Origin of the sequence: Mucilaginibacter phenanthrenivorans, from assembly GCF_024721155.1 — a bacterium.
GTDB lineage: Bacteria > Bacteroidota > Bacteroidia > Sphingobacteriales > Sphingobacteriaceae > Mucilaginibacter > Mucilaginibacter phenanthrenivorans.
In genome coordinates this window covers 941,494-966,763 of the sequence record NZ_JAHVAP010000001.1, presented here as the reverse complement: position 1 = coordinate 966,763, position 25,270 = coordinate 941,494, and the positions used below count along the sequence as shown (strand labels likewise).

At 40.5% G+C, this 25,270-nt stretch carries 24 protein-coding genes; 20 read left to right on the top strand and 4 right to left on the bottom strand.

Going from position 1 to position 25,270, the window contains the following annotated elements; genetic code table 11:
* The first annotated feature begins 61 nt into the window (after positions 1-61).
* From KXD93_RS04115 to KXD93_RS04100, 4 genes are all read left to right on the top strand, one after another.
* Entirely contained in the window at positions 62-283 is a 222-nt protein-coding gene (locus tag KXD93_RS04115; protein ID WP_258135593.1) for a hypothetical protein, read from the top strand.
* Positions 284-426: 143 nt separating this feature from the next.
* Complete coding sequence (gene mqnE / locus KXD93_RS04110; RefSeq protein ID WP_258135592.1) at positions 427-1,620, top strand: aminofutalosine synthase MqnE; 1,194 nt, start codon at positions 427-429, stop codon at positions 1,618-1,620.
* Positions 1,621-1,773: 153 nt separating this feature from the next.
* On the top strand, positions 1,774-2,391 hold the full coding sequence (locus tag KXD93_RS04105; RefSeq protein WP_258135591.1) for a histidine phosphatase family protein: 618 nt from the start codon (positions 1,774-1,776) through the stop codon (positions 2,389-2,391).
* Between the two features lie 7 nt (positions 2,392-2,398).
* Positions 2,399-3,145, top strand: a complete 747-nt coding sequence (locus tag KXD93_RS04100; protein WP_258135590.1) for a menaquinone biosynthetic enzyme MqnA/MqnD family protein — start codon at positions 2,399-2,401, stop codon at positions 3,143-3,145.
* A 100-nt stretch (positions 3,146-3,245) separates the two neighbouring features.
* Here the strand turns inward: KXD93_RS04100 and KXD93_RS04095 are convergent, their stop codons facing one another.
* Entirely contained in the window at positions 3,246-4,379 is a 1,134-nt protein-coding gene (locus tag KXD93_RS04095; RefSeq protein ID WP_258135589.1) for a glycosyltransferase family 2 protein, read from the bottom strand.
* 124 nt (positions 4,380-4,503) lie between these two features.
* Here KXD93_RS04095 and KXD93_RS04090 point away from each other — a divergent pair, with 124 nt between their 5' ends.
* The 3 genes from KXD93_RS04090 to KXD93_RS04080 all read left to right on the top strand — a co-directional run bounded on the left by KXD93_RS04090 (position 4,504) and on the right by KXD93_RS04080 (position 8,659).
* Positions 4,504-5,313, top strand: coding sequence for an SDR family oxidoreductase (locus KXD93_RS04090; protein WP_258135588.1), 810 nt, complete (start codon positions 4,504-4,506; stop codon positions 5,311-5,313).
* A 332-nt stretch (positions 5,314-5,645) separates the two neighbouring features.
* Positions 5,646-6,122, top strand: coding sequence for a YajG family lipoprotein (locus KXD93_RS04085; RefSeq protein ID WP_258135587.1), 477 nt, complete (start codon positions 5,646-5,648; stop codon positions 6,120-6,122).
* 344 nt (positions 6,123-6,466) lie between these two features.
* Positions 6,467-8,659 carry a bifunctional alpha,alpha-trehalose-phosphate synthase (UDP-forming)/trehalose-phosphatase gene (locus tag KXD93_RS04080; RefSeq protein WP_258135586.1) on the top strand — a complete coding sequence of 731 codons (2,193 nt, stop codon included), beginning with the start codon at positions 6,467-6,469 and terminating at the stop codon, positions 8,657-8,659.
* Between the two features lie 334 nt (positions 8,660-8,993).
* Here KXD93_RS04080 and KXD93_RS04075 read toward each other — a convergent pair whose 3' ends face one another.
* Entirely contained in the window at positions 8,994-9,116 is a 123-nt protein-coding gene (locus KXD93_RS04075; RefSeq protein ID WP_258135585.1) for a hypothetical protein, read from the bottom strand.
* A 28-nt stretch (positions 9,117-9,144) separates the two neighbouring features.
* Positions 9,145-10,929, bottom strand: coding sequence for a glycoside hydrolase family 15 protein (locus KXD93_RS04070; protein WP_258135584.1), 1,785 nt, complete (start codon positions 10,927-10,929; stop codon positions 9,145-9,147).
* A gap of 279 nt (positions 10,930-11,208) precedes the next feature.
* On the opposite strand from KXD93_RS04070, the gene KXD93_RS04065 reads away from it, so the two are divergent.
* The 9 genes from KXD93_RS04065 to KXD93_RS04025 all read left to right on the top strand — a co-directional run bounded on the left by KXD93_RS04065 (position 11,209) and on the right by KXD93_RS04025 (position 21,208).
* Entirely contained in the window at positions 11,209-11,844 is a 636-nt protein-coding gene (locus tag KXD93_RS04065; protein WP_258135583.1) for a peroxiredoxin, read from the top strand.
* Between the two features lie 143 nt (positions 11,845-11,987).
* Positions 11,988-12,185 (top strand): cold-shock protein, encoded by a 198-nt coding sequence (locus tag KXD93_RS04060; protein WP_091142652.1) that lies wholly within the window; start codon positions 11,988-11,990, stop codon positions 12,183-12,185.
* 112 nt (positions 12,186-12,297) lie between these two features.
* Entirely contained in the window at positions 12,298-13,530 is a 1,233-nt protein-coding gene (locus tag KXD93_RS04055; protein ID WP_258135582.1) for an MFS transporter, read from the top strand.
* 52 nt (positions 13,531-13,582) lie between these two features.
* Entirely contained in the window at positions 13,583-14,494 is a 912-nt protein-coding gene (gene hemF, locus KXD93_RS04050) for an oxygen-dependent coproporphyrinogen oxidase (protein WP_258135581.1), read from the top strand.
* Between the two features lie 52 nt (positions 14,495-14,546).
* Positions 14,547-14,957 (top strand): hypothetical protein, encoded by a 411-nt coding sequence (locus KXD93_RS04045; RefSeq protein ID WP_258135580.1) that lies wholly within the window; start codon positions 14,547-14,549, stop codon positions 14,955-14,957.
* Positions 14,958-15,202: 245 nt separating this feature from the next.
* The gene (gene gyrA / locus KXD93_RS04040) at positions 15,203-17,779 is read left to right on the top strand and encodes a DNA gyrase subunit A (protein WP_258135579.1); all 2,577 of its coding nucleotides are present in this window, start codon (positions 15,203-15,205) and stop codon (positions 17,777-17,779) included.
* A 3-nt stretch (positions 17,780-17,782) separates the two neighbouring features.
* Complete coding sequence (locus KXD93_RS04035; protein ID WP_258135578.1) at positions 17,783-18,901, top strand: tetratricopeptide repeat protein; 1,119 nt, start codon at positions 17,783-17,785, stop codon at positions 18,899-18,901.
* A 6-nt stretch (positions 18,902-18,907) separates the two neighbouring features.
* Positions 18,908-20,209, top strand: a complete 1,302-nt coding sequence (locus tag KXD93_RS04030) for a tetratricopeptide repeat protein (RefSeq protein WP_258135577.1) — start codon at positions 18,908-18,910, stop codon at positions 20,207-20,209.
* A 204-nt stretch (positions 20,210-20,413) separates the two neighbouring features.
* Entirely contained in the window at positions 20,414-21,208 is a 795-nt protein-coding gene (locus KXD93_RS04025; protein WP_258135576.1) for an SDR family NAD(P)-dependent oxidoreductase, read from the top strand.
* A 67-nt stretch (positions 21,209-21,275) separates the two neighbouring features.
* Here the strand turns inward: KXD93_RS04025 and KXD93_RS04020 are convergent, their stop codons facing one another.
* A complete protein-coding gene (locus KXD93_RS04020) occupies positions 21,276-21,467 on the bottom strand; it encodes a hypothetical protein (RefSeq protein ID WP_258135575.1) in 192 nt (63 codons plus the stop codon).
* A 188-nt stretch (positions 21,468-21,655) separates the two neighbouring features.
* Between KXD93_RS04020 and KXD93_RS04015 the strand changes: the two genes are divergently transcribed.
* The 4 genes from KXD93_RS04015 (at position 21,656) to KXD93_RS04000 (ending at position 25,238) form a co-directional block, all read left to right on the top strand.
* Positions 21,656-23,314, top strand: a complete 1,659-nt coding sequence (locus KXD93_RS04015) for a sensor histidine kinase (RefSeq protein WP_258135574.1) — start codon at positions 21,656-21,658, stop codon at positions 23,312-23,314.
* On the top strand, positions 23,307-23,996 hold the full coding sequence (locus KXD93_RS04010) for a response regulator transcription factor (RefSeq protein ID WP_258135573.1): 690 nt from the start codon (positions 23,307-23,309) through the stop codon (positions 23,994-23,996). The genes KXD93_RS04015 and KXD93_RS04010 overlap by 8 nt, the downstream gene beginning before the upstream one ends.
* Before the next feature lie 145 nt (positions 23,997-24,141).
* Positions 24,142-24,618 carry a GNAT family N-acetyltransferase gene (locus tag KXD93_RS04005; protein ID WP_258135572.1) on the top strand — a complete coding sequence of 159 codons (477 nt, stop codon included), beginning with the start codon at positions 24,142-24,144 and terminating at the stop codon, positions 24,616-24,618.
* The gene (locus tag KXD93_RS04000; RefSeq protein WP_258135571.1) at positions 24,615-25,238 is read left to right on the top strand and encodes an RNA-binding domain-containing protein; all 624 of its coding nucleotides are present in this window, start codon (positions 24,615-24,617) and stop codon (positions 25,236-25,238) included. The genes KXD93_RS04005 and KXD93_RS04000 overlap by 4 nt, the downstream gene beginning before the upstream one ends.
* Positions 25,239-25,270 lie beyond the last annotated feature (32 nt).

Here is a 25,270-nt window from a genome sequence, read left to right as displayed (position 1 = left end):
ACAAACTTAATATTTTGGATTTAGGATTTTTTTGTAAATTTGATTAAACATTAGTTAAAAAATGAAAGTAGGACGTATCCCCGTAGCATCCATAATATTGCTTGTTTTCTTTTTGGCGACAATTATCGCCAAATTATTCTACCCACAGTCGTACCATGCACTTCTTCCTTACCTTGATGGCGGCATGATAGGAGCTTTGTTTGTATTAGGCTTGTATTATGTTAATATCTACCTTTCCGCGTGGATGAAAAACCGGAAGGAAGCATCAACATCCGAAAGGTAGTCTTCTCTATTTACCTCAGTCCCGTAACATACGGCTTTTGTATGTTACATCATTATTGGCTTTCTGTGTCTCGATTAACAAACCAATAAATGTTACACCACGATTACAGTAACATTTCCTATTTTTGCATAAAAGTTTTTTGAATGGAAGCTGAAAGTAATCTGCTTATATTATTACGGAATCCGCATTTATCTGCAGGTTTAAAACAAATAGCCGAAAAGGTACTTCACGGCGAACGTGTTACTTTTGATGAAGGCGTTTTATTGTATGAAGAAGGTGAATTGGGATACCTGGGTGTATTGGCCAATTACATCCGCGAAAAACGCCACGGCAATAAAACCTATTTCAACCGTAATTTCCATATCGAGCCAACCAACCTTTGCGTTTACGATTGCAAGTTTTGTTCATACTCCCGTTTGATCAAACAAAAATCAGAAGGGTGGGAGTACACGATGGACGAAATGATGGACATCGTAAAAAAATATGACAACGAGCCGGTAACTGAGGTGCACATTGTTGGCGGCGTTTTGCCGCAATATGATGTTGCGTTTTATAGCGAACTGTTCAGCAGGATAAAAGCACATCGTCCCAACCTGCATGTTAAAGCCTTAACCCCGGTTGAATACCATTACATATTCAAAAAAGCTAAGATTGATTATGCCACAGGCATGAAGCTAATGCTCGATGCCGGCCTGGAGTCAATCCCTGGCGGTGGCGCTGAGATCTTTCACCCCGAGATCCGTGAGCAAATTGCAAAGGATAAGTGTACCGGCGATCAATGGCTGGCCATCCACGAGGAATGGCATAAACTTGGTGCAAGGTCAAATGCGACTATGCTTTACGGTCATATTGAAAAATATTGGCACCGGGTTGATCACATGGAACGCTTACGTGAGCTACAGGACAAGACCGGCGGCTTCCAAACTTTCATCCCGTTAAAATTCCGTAACCAGGACAACCAGATGTCGCACGTGCCTGAATCTACCGTGGTAGAGGATTTGAGAAATTATGCCATAGCAAGGATCTACCTTGACAACTTCGATCATATCAAAGCCTATTGGGCTATGATAAGTCGCACTACTGCACAATTATCATTAAATTTTGGTGTGGATGATATCGACGGCACACTGGATGATACCACCAAAATATACTCAATGGCCGGTGCTGAGGAGCAAAAGCCGGGCATGAGTACCAAAGAACTGGTTGAGTTAATAAAAAATGTAGGCCGCGAACCAATTGAAAGAGATACCCTTTACAACGTGGTAACCGACTACACTAACTTTGAATTTCCACAGGAGGCAAAACCGCAATTTTACCGGTTGCCGGTTATAAATTAGTTTATTGGTTCACTGGTTTATTAGTTCATTGGTTCATTGGTGCATAGTTTAATAAGTTAACAAAGAAATAGTCTGCATATTTATATCATTAAAAAAACTTCACATCGTTAGTTCGCCGCTTTACAACCAATGAACTAATGAGCAAATGAACTAATGAACAAACAAATCTACATCGTCCGTCATGGACAAACTGATCTGAATAAAAGAGGCATTGTACAGGGGCGGGGTATGGATACCGATCTGAATGATGAGGGCCGCAAACAAGCCGGGCAGTTTTTCGATGCCTACAAACAAGTTCCTTTTGATAAGATCTATATTTCTGCATTAAAACGCACACAGCAAAGCATTCAGCAATTTATCGACCTGGGGATCCCGTTTGAAAAACTGTCGGGACTGGATGAGCTGGCCTGGGGAATCTATGAGGGCCAACCTGCTACGACCGAAAATAAAGCCGCATTCCTGCAAATTATGCGCGATTGGCTGGATGGCAACCTCGATTCTAAATTTGAGGGCGGCGAAAGCCCCAACGAAGTAAAGGAAAGGCAATTAGAAGCGCTAAAGGTTATCATGAGTCATCCTGAAGAGGAAACCGTGTTGATTTGTATGCACGGCCGCGCAATGCGTTTGTTGCTATGCCTGCTTACGGGCAAGCCACTTACTGAAATGGACAGCTTTCCGCACCAGAACCTGGTTTTATATAAAGTTATTTACAACGGCGAGAAATTTGAGATCGTTGATTTTAATAACGCCGAACATTTAAAGAATAACTAGAACTACCTTGAATACTAAAATAAGAATATCCGCAGTTAGCTACACCAATACCAAACCCTTTTTATACGGCATCGAACACAGCGACATTATTAATAAGATAGACCTGAGCCTTGATATGCCCTCTGACTGTGCCCAAAAACTCATCGATGATAAGGTTGACATAGGTTTGATCCCCGTTGTGGCTATATTAAGCCTGCCGAGATGGGAAATTGTTTCTGATTATTGCATCGGTGCTTCCGGCCCGGTAAATTCTGTTTTTATTTTCAGCAATTGTGAGATCCATGAGATTAAAACATTGCAGCTCGACCCGGAATCACGTTCTTCGAATAACTTAGCACGGGTATTGCTTAAAAACTACTGGAAGACAGATCATCAGATGATCGAGAATGCATCCGATTATGCAGCATCAAATGATCTCCATACAGCCTTTGTACAAATAGGCGATCGTACTTTCGGTAAAAAACAACAATATAAATATGTGTACGACCTTGCCGGAGAATGGCAAGAGTTTACAGGTTTGCCTTTTGTGTTTGCTGCCTGGGTTGCCAATAAACCTATCCCCGCGGACTTTATGGATGAGTTTAACAGATCTATGAAACTAGGGTTGGATCATAGGGCTGACCTTTTAAAAGAGCTGCCTCAACGGGCAGATTTTGATTTAGAAGACTATCTGATGCACAAGCTTGATTTTGACTTGACAGCGGATAAGAAAAAGGCGCTGCATTTGTTCCATGAATACATAAAGGCGCTGTAAACTAAGATTTTTAAGATAGAAAGACTATAGGATCAATCAGGCTGATAATAAAATCTTATAATCTTTGTCAAGCATTCAGTCTAAAATCGTATTAGTTATATTAATTTTCTTCCTTCAACATTTTAAGAGAATAAAAACTTTCACGCCAATATATACCACCCCGTACAATCGTTATTGCAGTCGCCCGTAAAAATATCCAGGCGATAAAAAAACCGGAAAAGGGTATCATAAGGGCATACCACCATTTATTAGGCGGAACTATAATCATATAGGTTATATGGCAAAACAACATAATAGCCGCCATTAAACGGATTGTTGTTGTACCGAAGATAAACATCACCGGCATTGGTAACGCAATGGCTATTAATATAAATAACACGTTTGCTATGGCTGTAGTTAGTTTATAATCTGCAATAGCAAATGAATTTTTTAATACCCCATTTGCAAGCTGCCTGAAGCTTTTATACCATTCCAAACAAACATATCCCTTACCTGCCAATACATCCTGCTTTAGGTTTGCCAATTTGATCTTCATACCGAGTTGAAGGTCATCATCGGGCCTTAGCCTGATTTTAGCGTGTGTACCTATCTTTTCATAAGCGCTGCGCCTCACCAGGTTAAAGGCGCCAATACCGGATGATGATTTGGACTTTGGATTTTTTGCATCCCAAGGCTTCATATCGATCATCAGCATTATACAAAGGGTTGCGAACACACTGTTTAAAAGGGCAGACCCTGATACTAAATCAGGTAAAATAGTCATGTGATCTAATTGATTATTCACCGCATAACCTAATGCCCGGTTAATAGCATCCGGGTGAAACACAATATCGGCATCTGTAAAAAGCAGCCATTCTTCGGTACTATTACGATAACCCTGGTACAACGCATTATTTTTGCCCAACCACCCATCCGGCAATGTATTGATGGTTAATATGTTAAGTTGCGGGTAGCCTAGTTTAAAGTTTACCAGTATTTCGGCAGTTCGATCAGTCGACCGGTCGTTTATTACAATAACGCGGCAGTTTTGATAATTGATATTACAGATGCTTTGCAGAGCTTTTTCGAGGTCATCTTCCTCGTTACTTACAGCAATTATAATTGCAAGCGATGGCGGTTCCTCAATGAGTGGCTGCTTGCTTAACTGCTTTATTTTTTTAAAGCCTATGAGCAAATGAAAGTTTAAGAATACCGTAATCGTGCAAATTGCGAGGCTGTAATAAAAAAATACCATTGCGATTAGATTTTGCGTAAAGCTAAAAATATGATTCATTTATTATTTTAATTTCATTGCGTAATTCACGAAACAATCTTCAGCAAATCACATTAGCTTAATATTAAACCATTATATTACAGCTATGAATACATCCCCATCATTAAAAGGACAATCGGCATTAGTAACCGGAGCGGATAGCGGCATAGGCAAGGGCGTAGCATTGGCGCTTGCACAGGCTGGTGCAAGGGTGGTAATCAACTACGCACATAATCAGGATGCTGCCGACGAAACTGTTGCTGAAATAAAAGCTGCCGGTGGCGAGGCGTTCGCTCACCAGGCTGACGTTAGCCACGAAGCAGAAGTACAGGCCATGTTTGCCGAAATGTTTAAGCAATACGGAACTATAGATATACTGGTAAATAATGCCGGCCTGCAAAAGGATTCCAGGTTTGTGGATATGACGCTCGACCAATGGAACACCGTCATTGGCATAAATCTTACCGGCCAGTTTTTATGCTCGCGCGAAGCTGCAAGAGAGTTTATCCGCAGGGGAGTGGTTCAGGACAGGAGCAGGGCCGCCGGGAAGATCATTTGTATGAGCAGTGTGCATGAAGTTATTCCCTGGGCAGGACATGTAAATTATGCAGCAAGCAAAGGTGGTATCAGTATGTTCATGAAAAGTATTGCACAGGAATTAGCTCCGCATAAAATAAGAGTAATGGGTATAGGTCCAGGCGCTATTCAAACCCCTATTAACAGATCTGCCTGGGATACACCCGAAGCGCTAGAAAAATTACTAACCCTGATTCCCTATAACCGCATAGGCAAACCTGACGACATTGGCAAACTTGCCGCCTGGTTAGCGTCGGAGGATGCCGATTACATTACCGGCACCACCATATTTATGGATGGCGGTATGACGCTTTACCCGGGATTTGCTGATAATGGGTAAGAATTGGTTGTAAGTGTTGTAAAAGTTGGAGAAGTTGTAAACTACAATCAACGTAAATTACAACCCCTTACAACAACTACAACCTTTACAACTTTACGAAACAACAAACCCGCGTTAATTTCATGTAAAAAACATGTTACCAAATCACAGGGGCTGTTTTTAAGGCTTTTTGGCGTTTACATATTGTAAAAAATACACTAAGTATCTTGCGATAATTTAAATTTTTTATGTTAAATTGACATTAATTATAAAATATTCATAAAAATGCATTTACAATTATATAAATGGCAAGTTTTTGTTATTTTTGTTGCGGATTTAAAATTTAACATAACATGAAAAAGATATTTTTAACAATCGCAACTGCTGCTTTGATCAGCGTAAATGTATTTGCTGCTGATGGTGGTAAAAAAGGTGAAACGGCTACAGCTTCTTATGCTGTTCAACAAGCTTTCTCTGCTGATTTTTCTAATGCAACCAACGCTGTATGGACTATCACAAAAAATACCCAGAAGGTTGATTTCTTAATCGACGGTGTTAAGAAAACTGCATTTTACACTTTAGCCGGTGAATTTTTAGGTACTACACAGTATGTTAGCTACGATGCAATCCCTGCAAGGTCACAAAAATTGATCGCTTCAAGCTACAAGGATTACACTGCTGGTGACGTAATTGTTTACCAAACAAACGAAGCTTTAAACCGCGACATCGAGTCAACTACTTATTTTGTTGACTTAAAGAATGCTGAACACGAAGTATTGGTACGTGTTACCAACTCTGGTGCTATTGAATTCTTCAAACAGGTAAAATAAGCTACCAAATTAAAATTGTTATCAAGCCATCTGCATTAGCAGGTGGCTTTTTTTGTTATCACTGATTTTTGGGAATTGGTTCAAATTGCCCGAACATAAGGTCGGGCATTTTTTTTGAATGGCATTCGAATTCTTCGAATCTGGTTTGTGCCGTATCATTGTTCTTGCCAAAATTATCACGTTGTGAATGACTGTATTATTGTTAAAAAATGCCCCAAATGGCCTAAAAAAGCATTTTTTAAAAACAAATAGCCTTGAAAAACCTTATTAAAAGGTGTAGATATTCTGTGGAATGAATTTGTGAAAATTCGTCCCGGCTTGTAGAATTAGTAGCTATAATAATTATGTCAAAAACAATAATAGTTTCAAACAGGTTGCCGGTCAAAATTTCAAAGGCAGGGGATGAGTATACCTTGGCCCCAAGTGAAGGGGGACTGGCTACCGGTTTGGGATCGATATATAAAAAGGGAAATAATAAATGGATAGGATGGCCAGGCGTGGAGATCACGGAAGAACACGACAGGCAAACGATAACAAGCCAGTTAGAGGAGTTAAGCCTTGTGCCGGTATTCTTAGACCAGGAAGAGATAAACCAATATTACGAAGGCTTTAGTAATGACGTACTGTGGCCGATATTCCATTACTACACCTCCACCTATGCGGTTTATAAAGAATCTAACTGGGATTATTATAATGCTGTAAATCATAAGTTTAAGGATGCTATATTAGCCATTGCTAAACCTGGCGATGTGATCTGGATCCACGACTACCAGTTATTGCTCTTGCCTGAATTAATAAGGCGGGAAATGCCTGATGTTTCCATAGGTTTCTTCCTCCACATCCCGTTCCCGTCTCACGAAATGTTCAGGTTAATTCCCTGGCGTTACGAGCTGCTGGAAGGAATGCTGGGTGCTGACCTGATCGGCTTTCATACGTTTGATGATGTGCGGCATTTCTTAGGCGCAGCAACACGCATCCTGCCGGTTAACTCATCAGCGAACGTAATCACCTCGGGAGATAGATCGGTAGTAGTGGAGTCGTTCCCGATGGGGATTGACGAAAAGAAATATTCCTCATTACCACTTGAAAAAGAGGTAGTTGAACAGATTGCCTTAATAAAGGAAACATTTAAAAACACGAAGCTTATTCTGTCAATTGACAGGTTGGATTATAGTAAAGGCATCCTGCAACGTTTACAGGCATTTGAACAACTGCTGCAGTTGCACCCGGAGTATTGCGAAAAAGTAACCATGCACATGATAGTGGTGCCATCGCGGGATACCGTGCCGCAATATGCCCACCTGCGTGATGAAATTGATAAAAGGGTAGGGAACATCAATGCCATGTACCGTAATATGGAGTGGACACCGATTCATTACTATTACAGGTCATTTCCAATAGAAACGTTGTCGGCATTGTATTATTCGGCAGATGTGTGCCTGGTAAGCCCGATGCGCGATGGAATGAACCTGGTGAGCAAGGAATATATTGCCAGCAGGATAAATAATGATGGCGTGCTGATTTTGAGTGAAATGGCGGGTGCATCTAAGGAATTGATTGATGCCATTATCGTTAATCCAAATAACACCAAAGAGGTTTGCGATGCGATAATAACTGCCATAAATATGCCATTAGCTGAACAAAAAAGGCGGATGCAACAGATGCGGCAGCTTGTGGCTAAGTTTAACATTACCCATTGGGTAAAGATCTTTATGGACCGGCTAAAGGAAGTAAAGCAAATGCAACGCTCCATGCAAACCAGGCATGTAAGCTTTGCTACCGAACAATCCATCATCAAACGTTATCATAAAACTAAAAAGCGCATTATATTTTTAGATTACGACGGCACGCTCGTTAATTTTAAATCGAATATAAATCAAGCGTCGCCGGACAAGGAGCTTTACACAATTATAGACCGGCTGAGCGAGGATCCCGCAAATATGGTAGTATTAATCAGCGGGCGTAAGCACGAAAACCTGAGCGAATGGTTTGGCGATAAAAATGTTTACCTGATTGCTGAACACGGATCGTGGTTTAAACAGCAGAATACATCATGGCATAAGGTTGCCGGCCTTTCAGATAGCTGGAAACAGGAGATTCATCCGCTGTTGGAAACCTACGTCGACCGCACACCGGGCTCATTCATCGAGGAGAAAACCTATTCATTGGTATGGCATTATCGCAATGCACAAAAAGGCCTTGGCGAACTACGCGCCAACGAATTGATGAACAACCTGAAATACCTCGCCAGTGATAAAGGGTTACAACTTTTACCCGGTGATAAAGTGCTGGAAGTGAAAAACATGGAAATTAACAAGGGTAGGGCAGCTTTAATGCTGCTGGATAAAAACGATTATGATTTTATCATTGCCTTTGGAGATGATTATACCGACGAGGATGTGTTTAAGGCATTACCTGAGTCGGCCGTTACCATTAAAGTAGGGGGGAATGTTTCTGCTGCCAAGTTCTATCTTCGCAACCCGGCAGAAGTGAGGAATCTGCTTTTGAACTTTACGGAAGAACTGGCTGTACAATAGCTTTATTAGGGATTTACGAAATTTTAAATTTTATAAGTTAAGCCTGGTATTCCCAGGTTTTTTCTTTTTAATCTGGCGATAAAATCGTATATTTGTTTGAATATAGCGTCCTGCTAAAACTGTTATCGTTTCGTTCCTTGCTTTCACCGGATGACTACAAATTTTTCACCGTTCTGCCAGTTCTTTTTTACCTAATTTGATTTACTGTGCTATTAATCAGATACTTGTGAAAAATTAGCTATGGATTTTATCAGGGGTAAAATGGATTTTACCATCGTAACTTAAACTTTTATCAGGAGTAAAATCGTCTTTGACATCGTAATTAATTTTTTTATCAGGAGCAAAAGCGCACTTTACCATCGTAACTTAAATTTTTATCAGGACCAAAAAACTTGTTACCATCGTAATCGAAGTTTTTATCAGGGGCAAACAAGTGTTTTGCTATAGAAAACCTCATTTTTAGCAAACAAAATGCAACATGCGCCCTATAAAAATATGGGTCTATCCAATTTCATGGCTATCCGGTAAGCAGCATTCATTAAGCCAACGTGGCTATAAGCCTGTGGAAAATTGCCCCACTGGCTGCCATCTGTTTCATCAACATCCTCACTAAATAGCAATAAGTGATTTGAATATTGCAGGATATTTTCAAACTCGCGCATGGCATCTTCCATACGGCCAACACAGGCAAGCGCTTCGATGTACCAAAATGCACAAATCAGGAAGGTGGTTTTAGGTCTGCCAAAATCATCCTTATACAAATACCTATAAAATAAGCCATTATTACCCTTTAGCTCTTTCTCCAGTGCAATCAGGTGATCCCTGGCCCGCTCGGAAGCGGGGTCGAGATAATTCATCATGATCAGTTGCAGGGTGCTGGCATCAAGGTTGGGGCTGCCGGCCGAATTGGTATAAACTTTTCTCACCGGGTCATAACAGCTTTCAATATGTTTTGCTGCGCGGTTCTTAAGTTTTATGGCTTTATCTATCAGTTCCTGGTTTTCAATAGTTCGTGCCATTTTCTCGGCGGCTGATGCCCCCGCCCATTGGAAGAGGTTACTATAGCAGTGGATGTTTGCCATGTTGCGAAATTCCCAGATGCCCGCGTCCTTTTCATCGATGGTCAGTTCGATTTTATTTAGTAAAGACTGGACCCACCTTGCAGAATCCTTTCTTTCTGAAAAAATAAAACGGTGATCAGTATACAACGGAAGCATGGAGATCAATACTTGCCCGTAAATATCATTTTGAATGTGTTCAGATGCCTGGTTCCCCACACGGACCGGTTGATTCCCCATGTAACCTTCAAGATCGTCCCTTATTTCTTCGACAAGGTCTTTTTTTCCGGTGATGCCGTATAGCGGCTGGTATCGTTGATCTTCGTTAAATGAAATATCAGTTACATAGCTGAAATATTTCTCCATTTCCTCAAAGTGACCAATGTGGTTAAGTGAGGTTAAAACGTAATAAGTGTCGCGAAGCCAGCAATATCGGTAATCCCAATTGCGGCCGCTACCAGGTGATTCCGGCAGACTTGTGGTACTTGCAGCTATTATTGCGCCAGTGTCTTCATATTGATGAATCTTTAAAGCCAGTGCCGAACGGATTACAAAAGGTTGAAAATAAGTAGCTATGGATGAATGTTTGATCCAGGTGCGCCAGTATTGAGTAGTCTCACGCAAAAAGCGTTCTGCCGTAGGGATCAAAGGCGCTTCGAGTGGCTCGCCATAGGTAAGTACCAGATATTTACATTCGCTTATTACAAACGGCTGCTCGTCAAAAACATAGCTTATAGGTATATTGCTGGTAAGCCTGATCTTTTCATCGCCGCCCAAAAATTGGATATGGTTACTACCCCTGTTAACATCAAGCTTAACCCTGCCATAGTCGGATACAGGTTCACATTTAACCACCACCTGCGGAGTTCCCTCTAATGCTTCAATTTTACGGATCAGCATAAGCGCCTTGTAATACCGTTGGTGTTCATAAAATCTTGGGGCAAAATCTGTTACCCGGTATTTAGCTCCTTTAACAGTGGTTATTTCAGTGATTAGCACATTGGTATTCTCCAGGTAGTACTGGTGTGAAGTATAATCGTCAGTTGGTAAAATAGAGAATGTTCCGCCTTTAGTTTTGTCAAGCAAACCGCCGAATATGAATGTACTGTCAAAACGTGGCCAGCAAAGCCAGTCGATATTGGTATTTTTATTTACATGAGCCAGGTAGGCGCAGTTGCCTATGATGCCGGTTTTATAGGTATGTCGTTCCATTGCTAGCTACAACAATGTTTTGTGAATTAAGTTTAGGGTTGTTGGATTAAGTTGATTAAGTTGGATTGGGTTAAATAGGTTAGATTAAGTTGGGATTGGTAACTTAATTCGTAGTAAACTTATCAATGAGTTTTAATAAACTTAATCAACCTAATCCAACCCGATCAACTATTAACTATAATATCCATGTAAATAATAGATTATTTTATAAATCGCTATTGATTAGTTCAACAATCAACTTACCTTAGTATATTATTTAAATAAATAAATTATACCATTATGAGTTTACGATTGGGAGATTTAGCTCCAAACTTTAAAGCCAAAACATCACAGGGTGAAATTGATTTTTACGAATTCCTTGGCGATAGCTGGGGTGTGCTTTTTTCGCACCCGGCAGATTATACGCCGGTATGTACCACAGAGTTAGGTAAAACAGCTTCGTTAAAAAGCGAGTTTGATAAACGCAACGTGAAAGTTGTAGCGTTAAGCGTTGATTCGGTGGAATCGCACAAAGGCTGGATCAGCGACATTAATGAAACACAGAACGTTGAAGTGAATTTCCCGATAATAGGGGATGAGAACCGCGAAATTGCGCTGGCTTATGATATGATCCATCCAAATGCCTCATTAACAGCCACTGTACGCTCGTTATTTATCATTGCGCCTGATAAAACCATTAAGCTTATTATTACTTACCCTGCATCTACCGGAAGAAACTTCCAGGAAATATTAAGGGTGATAGATTCATTGCAATTAACGGCAAAATACAGCGTAGCTACACCGGCCGACTGGAAAGATGGTGAAGACGTTGTAGTGGTGCCTGCAATTAAAACTGAAGACATCCCAGCCAAATTTCCGAAAGGTTTTACACAGGTAAAACCCTATTTAAGGCTTACGCCACAACCTAATAAATAATTTTATTTGGTTATTAATTATTTTATATATTTGAACAGATTGGTTTTTCTGTATCCTTCTGACAATAAATACCATTTTTTTCAGTTTGGATCCGGTTTTTTAATCTTTAACACAATTTTTTAATACAACAATTATAATTATTTATGAAAACTGGAAAAGTAAAATGGTTTAACACACAAAAAGGTTATGGTTTTATTGTTACCGACGATGGTAAAGATCTTTTTGTACACTTTAAGGATGTACAAGGCGGCGTAAACGCCATAAAAGATAACGATAGCGTTACTTATGAAGTGGAAGAAGGCAGAAAAGGACTACAAGCAGTAAATGTAAAAAAAGCATAATTACGAAACCGATGTTTCAAAAGCCTCTGCTCCACAGGGGTTTTTTTGTGCTTTAATTTTTGATAAATTATTAATAATTCTGCTACATTAGCCAACCAAATTTATCCAGTTTATGACCGACGCATCAGCTGCCAAAGCGAAAAGAAATATTATTTTTTTAGTGATAGTAGCCGCCCTTGGCTATTTTGTTGATATATATGATCTTTTAACTTTCTCGATCGTAAGAAAAGCCAGCCTGCTTGACATTGGCGTTAAACCAGCCGATGTGCTTGCCCAGGGAATTCATATTATTAACTGGCAGATGTTCGGTTTGTTACTTGGCGGTATTTTGTGGGGAGTTATAGGCGATAAACTGGGGCGCATAAAAGTACTTTTTGGATCGATATTACTTTACTCTATTGCGAATTTTGCTAATGGGTTAGTGCATGATGTCGGTATGTATACTATAATTCGTTTTATAGCAGGTATTGGTCTTGCAGGTGAGCTGGGCGCGGGAATTACGTTGGTGACTGAAACAATGAGTAAAGAAAAGAGGGGATATGGTACGATGATAGTTTCGGCCATCGGTCTTCTGGGTGCTGCTGCTGCTGTTATAGTAGCAAAATATGGATGGCGTGATGCTTATTTTGTGGGCGGGGGATTAGGTGTCCTTTTACTTTTGTTACGCCTTGGTACATTTGAATCAGGAATGTTTAAAAATATAGAACAATCCGGTGTGTCGAAAGGTAATTTCTTCATGCTTTTTACTAACTGGAAAAGGTTTGGAAAATATTTAGCCTGTATTTTAATAGGCGCGCCGCTTTGGTATGTGGTTGGCGTTTTAGTTACGTTGTCACCTGAATTTGGTAAAGCGCTGGGGGCGAAGGATGCGCTAAATGCAGGTGATGGAATCTTATACACATATGTTGGAATAGCTGTAGGCGGAATCTTCGCCGGGTTACTGTCCCAGGCAACGAAATCACGCAAATTAACCATGGCTGTATTTCTGATCCTGTCGGCTGTCAGTGTAGTGATTTATTTAAATTCAACTGGATTAACAAGCCGACAATTTGTTTGGATCTGCTTCTTTATGGGTTGCGCAGTTGGTTACTGGACTGTTTTTATAACAATCGCAGCGGAGCAATTCGGCACGAATATTAGATCGACAGTCGCTACAACTGTACCCAACTTTGTGAGAGGCTCATTGATATTAATTAACATGGGTTTTGTGGCGCTAAAGGGACACTACGGAATGATTAATAGTGGATATATAATGATGGCAATATTGACTATTGTTGCATTGCTTGCTTTAAGCCAGTTAAAAGAAACCTTTAGCACGGATCTTGATTACGTAGAGGTTTCTTAGTAAACACAAAATATTACATCTCTACACAAAAAAATCTGCAACTTTGCCGCTGATGATTAGCAAAGAACAAATAGCTGCCGACTACCAGTTGATACAGGATGAAATTTGCGCCGCACTTGAGCAATGCGATGGATTAGCGAAATTTGAGGAAGAAAAGTGGGAACGTGATGGCGGCGGCGGCGGTCGCACACGGGTCATTCAAAACGGGAACATTTTTGAAAAGGGTGGGGTAAACTTCTCCGCAGTTCACGGGCAGCTTCCGCATACCATGAAAAAGGCGCTGAACGTTGACCAGGAGAACTTTTTCGCTACCGGCGTATCCATTGTGATCCATCCTAATCACCCGATGGTGCCAATCATCCACATGAATATCCGCTATTTCGAGATGCCATCGGTTAATCCGGAACAAGAGCCGTTGCGCTGGTTTGGCGGTGGAATCGATCTTACACCTCACTACGTTATCGATGGAGACGCGCAATACTTTCACGCTTATTTAAAATCTATTTGCGACAAGTTTAACCATGACTTCTATCATCGCTTTAAAAACTGGGCTGATGATTACTTCTTCATTAAGCACCGCAGTGAAACCCGGGGCATTGGCGGGATTTTTTATGATAGGTTAGCCGCAGGCAATGAGCTTAAGTGGGATGATATTTTCGAATTTTCGAAGGCTTTAGGACGATCATTTATTCCAATATATACTGAATTGGTAAACCGTAACCGCAACACATCGTTTACTGAACAACAGCAGCTATGGCAATATCAGCGCCGCAGCCGATATGCAGAATTTAACCTGGTATATGATGCCGGTACTAAATTTGGGCTGGAAACAAATGGCCGTATTGAATCCATATTGATGAGTTTGCCGCCTACGGCAAAGTGGGTTTATAATTATCAACCTGAAATCGGAAGCGAAGAAGAAAAGACCCTGTCGCTGTTAAAAAAAGGAATTAATTGGGTTTAATAGTCATTGGTCATTTTGCTGCACTGTCATTGGTTAACGTAGATTGTAATACATGAACTTCATAAAGATATGTAAGATCGGTAGCCTGGTAATTCTTAGCCTGGTTCTTTTATCATTCCAACAAGTAACTTCACTTAAAGGCACCTGGGAATATTGCGGCGATGTATTTAATGGTAAAACCGAAGGTGCACCGACGGAGTATTCACTCCAGCGTAAATACACAAAAACAAATTTCGAGTCGTTCCTTCTTGAGAAGGGTCAAAGGGCGGAAAAATATGAAGCGGGCGATTATACGGTAAACGCTGATACCTGCTTGGAAACACAAACATTCAGCTTGCAGGAATCAAAATTGGTAGGGATAACCGTCCACTATGCTTATTCCATTCGCAACGATACGTTGACACTTACGGGAACATTGCCAAGTGGCGGCGTAACAAAGGAGTTTTGGAAGAAGGTTAAGTAATTTAAGCCTTTTTGTATTAATTTCAATAAACGTCAGACCAATAAAGTCCATGTGCTTTCTGGCTTTTTTTCATCTTCCGGGCTTTACTGGCATCCTCTACTTTCGGACTTCCCTAAAGACTTCTCCACACAGAAATGTTACCAACAATATGTACTGTAACCATTAATTTTCTTAACTTCGCGGGTCGTATAGAAACACTTTTTTATACATACAATTATAGAGAAGAATCTACAGAGAAATAAAAAATGGCCGAAGAAACAGAAAACGGAAATACCCCACCAGAAGATAGAATAATTTCAATAAATATTGATGAGGAAATGCGATCAGCGTACATTGATTATTCAATGTCGGTTATCGTATCGAGGGCTTTACCCGATGTGCGGGATGGATTAAAACCGGTGCACAGGCGCGTACTTTATGGCATGCTCGATCTTGGTTTAGCCAATAACAAGCCATACAAGAAATCAGCACGTATAGTAGGAGAGGTGTTGGGTAAATACCACCCGCATGGCGATACATCAGTTTATGATGCAATGGTGCGTATGGCCCAGGACTGGAGTTTACGCTACCCATTTGTGGAAGGGCAAGGTAACTACGGGTCGATTGACGGTGATGAGCCTGCGGCAATGCGTTATACAGAGGCAAGGCTTGAAAAGATTGCTGAAGAAATGCTGGCTGATATCAACAAAGATACCATTGACTTCCAGTTAAACTTTGACGACTCACTAAATGAGCCCACAGTATTGCCCGCCAAATTCCCGAATTTGTTGGTGAATGGGGCATCTGGTATTGCGGTAGGTATGGCCACCAACATGGCACCGCACAACCTTACTGAAGTTGTTGATGCAACGTTAGCGCTGATAGATGATCGCGATATCACTATTGACGGCTTAATGCAACATATTAAGGGACCAGATTTTCCGACAGGCGCTATTATATATGGCTACGAGGGAGCAAAGCAGGCTTTTGAAACCGGTCGTGGTAAGATAGTTATTCGCTCAAGAGCTGAAATAGAAGTTTATAATAACGACCGTGAACGCATTATTGTTTCGGAAATCCCATACCAGATCAATAAGGCGTTAATGATTGAGCGTACTGCCGAACTGGTTAACGATAAAAAGCTCGAGGGCATTTCTGCAATTCGGGATGAATCGAACCGTGAAGGCATCCGGGTTGTTTATGAAATAAAACGCGATGCTAATGCTGCAATCGTATTGAATAATCTTTATAAATACACTGCGCTTCAAACATCATTCAGCATAAATAACATTGCACTGGTACACGGCAGGCCCATGCTGCTAAACCTTAAGGACCTGATCCATCATTTTGTGGAGCACAGGCATGAGGTTGTTATTCGTCGTACAAAATTTGAGCTTTCTGAAGCTGAAAAACGTGCGCATATCCTGGAAGGTTTGTTAATAGCTCTCGATCACTTAGACGAGGTAATTAAACTGATCAGGGCTTCAAATACGCCGGATGATGCGAGAGAGGGCTTAATGACCCAATTTGGGTTAACAGATATCCAGGCCCGTGCCATTTTGGACATGACCTTAAGAAGGTTAACCGGACTGGAGCGCGATAAGATTAAGGATGAGTACGAAGGCTTAATGAAGTTGATTGAACATTTGAAATCTATTTTGGCTGATGAAGGCCTGAGGATGCAAATTATCAAAGATGAGCTGATTGAGATCCGCGATAAATATGGCGATGAGCGTAAAACCGAAATGGTTCACTCATCTGCAGAAATGAATACTGAGGACTTCATTGAGGATGAGGATGTTGTGATCACTATTTCGCGCGAAGGATATATTAAACGTACGCCATTAACTGAATACCGCAGGCAGGGCAGGGGTGGTAAGGGTGCAATAGGAAGTAATAGCCGCGATGCTGACTTTATCGAGCATTTGTTGATAGCATCTAATCATAATTACATGCTATTCTTTACTGAATCAGGTCAATGTTTCTGGTTGCGTGTATTTGAAATACCTGAAGGGACCCGCACATCTAAGGGCAGGGCGATCCAGAATATCATCAATATTCCGAAAGAAGAAAACATCAAGGCATACATCAAGCTGATCAGTCTGAAGGATACTGAATATCTTGAAAACAACTTTATAATAATGTGTACCAAGAAGGGTACCATTAAAAAGACTTCGCTTGAGGCTTATTCACGTCCGCGTGCAAATGGTATCAACGCGATAAATATTAATGAAGGTGATTCATTACTGGAGGCAACATTAACTACCGGCACCAGCGAAATTGTAATGGCGCTTAAATCCGGCCGTGCAATCCGCTTTAATGAATCAACTGTTAGACCGATGGGCCGTACAGCTACAGGAGTTCGCGGAATCTCGCTTGAAAATGAAGCGGATGAGGTTGTTGGTATGATCAGCATTGATAACCCGGAAACCACAGTGTTAGTTGTTTCTGAAAAGGGTTATGGAAAACGTACTGATATTGACGATTACAGGGTAACCAACCGGGGCGGTAAGGGTGTAAAAACTTTAAATATTACTGATAAAACAGGAAAACTTGTTGCCATAAAAGGTGTTACAGATAATGAGGACCTGATGATCATTAATAAATCAGGTATTATTATCAGGATCGCGGTTAGTGAACTGAGAACTATGGGTAGAGCTACTCAGGGTGTAAGGTTAATAACCCTTAAAGGCGATGACGAAATTGCTTCGGTAGCAAAAATTGAGCATGACGAGGATGAAGAGAAGGAGATTGACGAAAATGCTGAAGGCACGGACAATACCGGAACCGACAACAATGAAGCTGCAGGCGCTGAGCCCGTTGCGGATGAACCAAAAGAATAATGAATGAACGCCCGTAAAGTAATATTACCGGTTTTAATTTTATCGCTAAGCACTTCTGCTGCATTTTGCCAGACAGAAGTGCTTAAAGGCGTTGTTAACAGCCTTGCCTTTTATAAACAAAAAAAGGATCTGAAATATTTGGCTGCAGCTAAAAAAACGGTCGACAGCCTGATAACAACCAAAGCCGATTCGGCTGATCTTGAAAAGGTTGTTTATAGGGTGGTTGTTAATTCAAGTATATTATATATTGATTCGCTCAACAAACTGAACCAACCGGCCAATTTTTTTGCCCAAACAACTGACCTTATCGATAACGTTTCGTCAAAAAGAAAAGCGTATAAATACCAGGCTGAGCTAGATTATTCAAAGCGATGCCTGTCAAACGTTTATATTCGAAAGGCATTTGTTTATATGAACAATTCGGACTATAATAATGCGCTGCAATTATTTATGAGTGCTCAAAAGTACACTCCGGGGTTCAAAAAGCTTAATGTCTACATTGCTTACTCAAATAATAAGCTCGGTAATTTGCAGGCTGCTGCCAAATATTACGCCGATTTAGTTGCCAACGACAGCACAAAAGCCGAATATGTTCAGGCTGCATCGACCAATTACAAGTTATTGGGCGATACCACGAGCGCTCTTAATATCATAAAAAAGGGACGCAAGCTTCTACCAAATGATAAAACTCTGTTATTTGACGAGGCCAATATCTATTCTAACAAAAAGGATTATCATTCACTGGCGCCTTTAATACCTGCCTTACTTGATATTAATGCAAATAACGCCGATATTGCGTTTGTAGCTGCAGTATGTTATGATCACCTCAATCAATATGATAAGGCGGAATCACTATATTTACATTCAATTGAACTAAACAGCTCCGTATACGACCCGGTTTTCAACCTTGGTCTGCTGTATTTAAGAGAGGGAGCTATAAAAAAGGAGAAGGGGAACACCCCTAATAACACACGGGCGGCTCAATGGCTTGAAAAAGCGAATGAAATATCTCCCAATAACGTTAATTGCCTGCAGGTGCTACAGGTGGTTTACGCTCAACTAGGGAACGAGGACCAAATTAACAAGGTAAATAATAAACTAAAACAGTTAACCAATCAATAATAAACCATGAAAATCAAATTTTTGATGACATGCCTTCTAGGCTTAGCTTCGGCAACCACCTTTGCGCAAAAGGGGGAATTAAAGGATGCACAGAGCAATTACGACGGGTACACAGTTACCATTTCAGGAGGCGCAAAGGCAAAGATATTAGTAGACAAAGCCATGGCGAGTCTTAAAGATGCAAAAACATCGATAGATAAGGCATCAGTAAATGAAAAAACCGCCAATATGCCTCAAACATATGCCTTAAAAGCGGCGATATATGCAGCTTTGGCAGTTAACGATACGGTTACGACAACGTCGGCTCCGTTGTTTTCGACAGCTGACGACGCGGTGAAAAAAGCGAAGGAATTGGATACGAAAAATGAATTTAAGACACTTATTGACGCTGCTAATATCAATTTAGCCCAGTATAAATTAACAGCTGGGGTAAAGGATTATCAGAATAAAAAATACGAAGAGGCTTATAAGGAGTTTGATTACTACCGCACCGTATTACCAGAGGATACCAACGCAGTATATTACACAGCGCTTTCAGCAACAAACGCAGGAGAAAAGGATCCCAAATATTATCAATTAGCGCTTACAAATTATAAGAAGTTGGTTACGCTAAAGTATTCAGGTAATGCAAAGGCCTATCTGGACATGTCATCGATATACCTTGCTGTAAAGGATACAGCCGGGGCGTTAAAGGCTACAAGCGAGGGCATCACCAAATATCCTGCGTCTTCAGAACTGCGCAAGCGCGAAATTGAAATAGCATTACAATCAGGAAAACAAAGCGAGGTAGTGGCGAAAATACAAAGTGCTATCACAAATGATCCAAAAAATAAGGAATTATATTATTACCTGGCTTTAACTTATAGTAACTTAGGTGACGCTGCAAATGCAAAATCAGCAAAGGACAAAGATGCAGCGGCAAAGACTTCCGACCACAATACAGCTCTTGATAATTACGCCAAAGCGACGGAAGCGTACAAAAAGGCACTGGAAATTGATCCAAATTACTTTGAAGCCAACATGAACCTTGGCTATGTATTGATGCGCCCGGCGCTGGATATTTTTAATGCGGCACAGGCTCTACCGTCAAGCAAGCAAAAAGAATATGAGGCAGAATTAAAAAAATCTGACTCAATGCTTGATCTTGCAAAACCATATCTACAAAAAGCTGTGGAAATAAAGCCTAAGGATAAGGACGCATTAACGAACTTAAGAAGTTATTACCGTGCAAAATCTGATCCTGCAACAGCTGCTGATAGCAAAGCAAAAGCTGCAGATTTGAAAAAGCAGATTGACGCATTACAATAAGAATCAATAGTAAAAGAAAGGGGAAATGGTAGAGTTCCCCTTTCTTTTGCCAATAGTACTTAACATAATGTTAATTATGAGAAAATAAACTATATTGTTTTCGATGTATTGTCAGACCTGTTCCATTTTCATTGCATTATAAAAGTCTGTCGGTAAACAATTACTAAACTTGCATTGAAAAACATAATATAAATTGAAAATCTCATGGATTTAAAAATAAAAAACAAAAAAGCATTGGTTACCGGATCAACAGCCGGTATTGGATATGCAATTGCAAAAGCCCTGGCCAATGAAGGCGCCGAAGTTATTGTGAATGGTCGGACAATTGAGCGTGTTAATAATGCCGTTGAAAAATTAAGGAACGAAACCGGGAACAAAAACATTTCTGGAATTGCTGCGGATTTTTCAATTAAGCTACAAATTGACCGGCTAATTGCCGAACTTCCCGAAGTGGATATTTTGATAAATAATGTAGGGATTTTTGAGCCAAAGGAATTTAATGCGATTCCAGATGAAGATTGGTTCAGGTTTTTTGAGGTGAATGTTTTGAGTGGTGTTAGATTGGCCAAGGCATATTTTGATAAGATGATCGCGAAAAATTGGGGACGAATTATTTTTATCTCAAGTGAATCGGCGCTACAGATCCCGGAGGAAATGATTCACTATGGAATGACTAAAACTGCACAAATTTCGATTGCACGTGGTTTGGCTGAACTTACGAAAGGTACCAAAGTTACCGTAAACGCAGTATTGCCGGGTCCGACCCTTTCTGAGGGCGTCGGTACTTTTGTAAAGGACCTGGCAGCTCAGAAAAAACTAACAACCCAGGAAATGGAGCAGGAGTTCTTTAAAACAGCGCGGCCTACATCAATTCTGCAGCGTTTTATTGATCCGGACGAGATTGCATCAACTGTTGCTTACATAGCTAGTGATCTTGCTATTGCAACCAACGGAGCTGCGATACGGGCTGACGGTGGCTTGGTTAAAAGCCCGTTTTAACGGTAACGATATTAAATAAAAGACGAAGGCTCACCGTAACTGGTGAGCCTTCGTCTTTTACAACATCTTAGTGATGCGTGGTATCCTTTTTCGCCGTGTCCTTCTTCATCGTATCGGGCGTAGCTGCTGGTGTTGCCATCTTAGTAGTATCCTTTTTGGTGGTATCACTGCTGCTTGTGCTCTTTGACGAGCTGCAGCCTGCAGCTATTGTGCCGACCACTGCCGCGATCAGCGCAAAATTTAAGATTTTCTTTTTCATAGGTTGTCTTTTTTAATATAATTACAAGTTTAAACAGAAAAACTTTCGTCATTGTTTGTAATAATTTCTTTATAAAGCGCATTTAACTCCCGATTTCCTTAAGTAATCCTATCGTATGTTAATGTATGTTAACAATTTAAGGCAGTGAAAAAGCCAGGCGTTACCTTTAATCATTAAATTAACCGTAAATGAAACAAAGGCTAAAAATTATATTCGTGCTGATAACTTTTTCGTTGCTGGGTATTATTGTTTTCCAGGTGTATTGGACGATTAGCGCGTACAAGGTAAATAAGGAAAAGTTTGACAATAATATCAACGTCGCCATGCAAAAAGCCATGGAGGATTGTAAAGTAGATTATATAGATTCTGTTCGCAAGGTTTTGGTAAGACGCCTCTCCCCTCCTGAAACCACCATAAAAATCGACACACTTACGATGCCCGAGAAAATGAGCCTGTCAAATAATTGGAGTCATATGCGTTTCGAAGGCCCTCGGCTCCCACCGGATGTTAATATATATTTTTCCAATAAATATATAAAACTGAACGAGCCGTATAGGGTAAACAGCTCGTTACTTGATCGCTACAAAAGTGAGATTGGCCATAACGCAACGATTTCTTCAGTTTTGGCAGACATGGCGACGGATATTCCTGCCCTGAGAGAAAAAGTACTACTGGTGCTTGGAATGTACGACCTGCAGGAACGAAATTTTAGAAATATCAATTTTTATAAAAAAAATCCACATCCAACACGGGAGATGCAGCTAAAATTTATGCATACGCCCATGCAAACTATATATGATTTACCCTCAAATTATAAAACAGCTGATAGCCTTAAGCTAAGAACCTATTACATAAGCGAGTTGAAAAAAAATCATATTAACTCACCGTTCGGTTTACGGATTTCTGCTCAAAAGAATCTTCACTTCAAATCAAGACTTAATTATAGTGAAACAACCGAAGTGGTTTATGACTATCATGGTTTTGTACACTTTAAATCAGTAGGCGAAAGATTATTTATTCGCGCAGTTTTTACAAATCCGCAGCATGCTATCCTGAAAAGTATGCTCCTCCCCTTGCTCCTTTCAGCATTGCTGATGTTGTTTATGGTGTTTTGCTTTATTTACATCATCCGTACTTTTATCGCTCAAAAGAAATTAAGCGAATTGAAGGACGACTTCATCAATAACATGACCCACGAACTTAAAACGCCAATTGCCACCATGAGCGTTGCCATTGAGGGGTTGGAAAAGTTTAATGCATTACATGATGTCGATAAAACACAAAGGTATCTGCAGACCTCTAAAAACGAGCTGCAACGCCTCAATCAATTGGTCACCAGGGTTCTTGATATTGCAGCATTTGAAAATAAGGAAGTACAATTGAACAAAGAATTAGTGTCTGTTGATGAACTTGTAGCTGAAGTTATTGGTTCTGAACAGTTAAAATCAGCCAAACCAATAAATATCACATACATCAATAAGGACAAAATTGAAACTATTTATGCAGATAAAACTCATTTTAGGAACGTACTGGCTAACATACTTGACAACGCTGTAAAATATTCAAACGAACCTATAGCGATTGTTATAAGCAGTTATAAAAGCGATAAACATATTAACTTCTCGATAAAGGATAACGGTCCGGGGATTTTATCTGACCAAGTTAAATTGATATTTGACAAATTTCACCGGGTGCCCGCAGGCAATATTCATACCGTAAAGGGAACAGGCCTTGGATTAAGTTATGTGAAATATATTGTAAAGGCACATGGTGGAGATGTAACTGTTAAAAGTGAAATAAACAAGGGTAGCGAGTTTATTGTTTCTTTACCTTTAGGCAATGGATAAAATAACCGTTTTATTAGCGGAAGATGAATTGGCGTTGGGGCATATAGTAAGGGAAAGCCTGGAGGAACGGGAGTTTAATGTAATACTGTGTGCTGATGGTGCACAAGCTTATACGCAATACTTAAAACACAAGCCGGATATTCTCGCGCTCGATATCATGATGCCAAAGCTGGACGGGTTTGAGCTGTTGAAAAAGATAAGGGAGAAAGATAAAATTACCCCGGTTATATTTCTTACCGCCAAATCGCAGGTAAAGGATGTGGTTGCCGGGTTTGAAATAGGAGCTAACGACTATTTAAAGAAGCCATTTAGCGTGGAAGAGTTAATTGTACGAATAAAGGTTTTGTTGAGCACTAACCGGTTACTTATTTCAACAAAGACTTTAAATAATATAGTTAAAGTTGGCGACCTGGATTTTGACCCGGCCAGGAATAAACTTGAATTTAATAAAACCACGATACATCTTACTGCCCGTGAAAGTGAATTATTAAATCTTTTGTATCAACACAAGCACGAGATAGTTTCCAGGAAGATCTTGCTTGAAAAGCTGTGGGGCAATGATAATTTCTTTAACGCGCGCAGCCTCGACGTATTCATCACTAAGCTTCGCAAACACATGGCGATTGATCCACAGATCCAATTGATCAATATCCGTGGTGTGGGTTATAAATTGGTTTGGTGATGGTGATTGCCTGCAAAATATTCTCAAAATATTGCGTTTTGGCAACAAATTACAAAGGGTTTTACCGGGATTTTTCTGATATTTAGCGGCAAGGGAAACATTAGGCAATGATCCATTGCCTACTTATCTTAAATCCGCATTAAAAATGTTTGTTATAATAAACGATGAGGCTTTTCTGAAAAATGGATTTGTGATCTCGACGGATAAAAGCCTTTTGAATATTGACTTAATCTACAACTACCTGGATAAGGAATCATATTGGGCACAGGGCATTCCAGGGGAAACGGTAAAAAAAGCAATTTCAGGCTCCTTATGCTTTGGGGTTTATAAACGACATGAGCAGGTAGGTTTCGCACGGGTAATAACAGACAAGGCGACCTTTGCTTACATATGCGATGTGTTTGTTGTTGCTGATTACCGGAGAATGGGGCTATCTAAGTGGTTGATCCAAACAATTGTTAATCATCCGGAGTTACAGGGACTGCGGCGCTGGTCGTTAGCAACTGCTGATGCGCACGGATTATATAGTCAATTTGGCTTTACCCCTGTTAGCAAGCCCGAAGTATGGATGGAAATATTTACGCCTTACCAATCGCTTAAAAAGGAGACGGAAGAAAAATGAATTTGAAAAGGCTGATTTTTGAGGGCGAAGGTGTTAAACTCGACTTTAAAAAAACAATTACCAGTTGCGAAAAAATAGCACGCACCATGGTTAGCTACGCCAACAACAAAGGTGGCAAGCTATTGATTGGCGTGGCTGATGATGGCACTATTAAGGGTGTAAAGTCTGAGGATGAAGAACGCTACATGATAACGAAGGCAGCACATATGTTCGCCCGCCCGGCTCTTGAGCCAATATTTGAGGAGGTGTATGTAGATGATAAACTGGTGCTGGTTGTTGATATAGCGGAAAGCCCGTTGAAACCGCATTATGCGCTGGCTGAGGACGGAAAATGGTGGGTTTATGTACGAGTAAAGGATAAAAGCGTGCTGGCAAGTAAAATCGTGGTAGATGTCCTGAAGCGATCATCAGGCACAGAGGGTGTTCTGATAGAATATTCCAATAACGAAAAAGCACTGCTGCAATACCTGGAAAGTGCCGCCCGTATCACCATAAAAGAATGTTGCGACCTATTAAAAATAGGTCGAAAAAAGGCGCAGAAATTATTGGTCGACTTGATCCTGTCCGGTATTATCAGAATAAATACCACGGAGAAGGAAGAGTTTTATACAGCTGTGTAGTTGCAAAGGCTGTAATGTTGAAATGTTGTGCT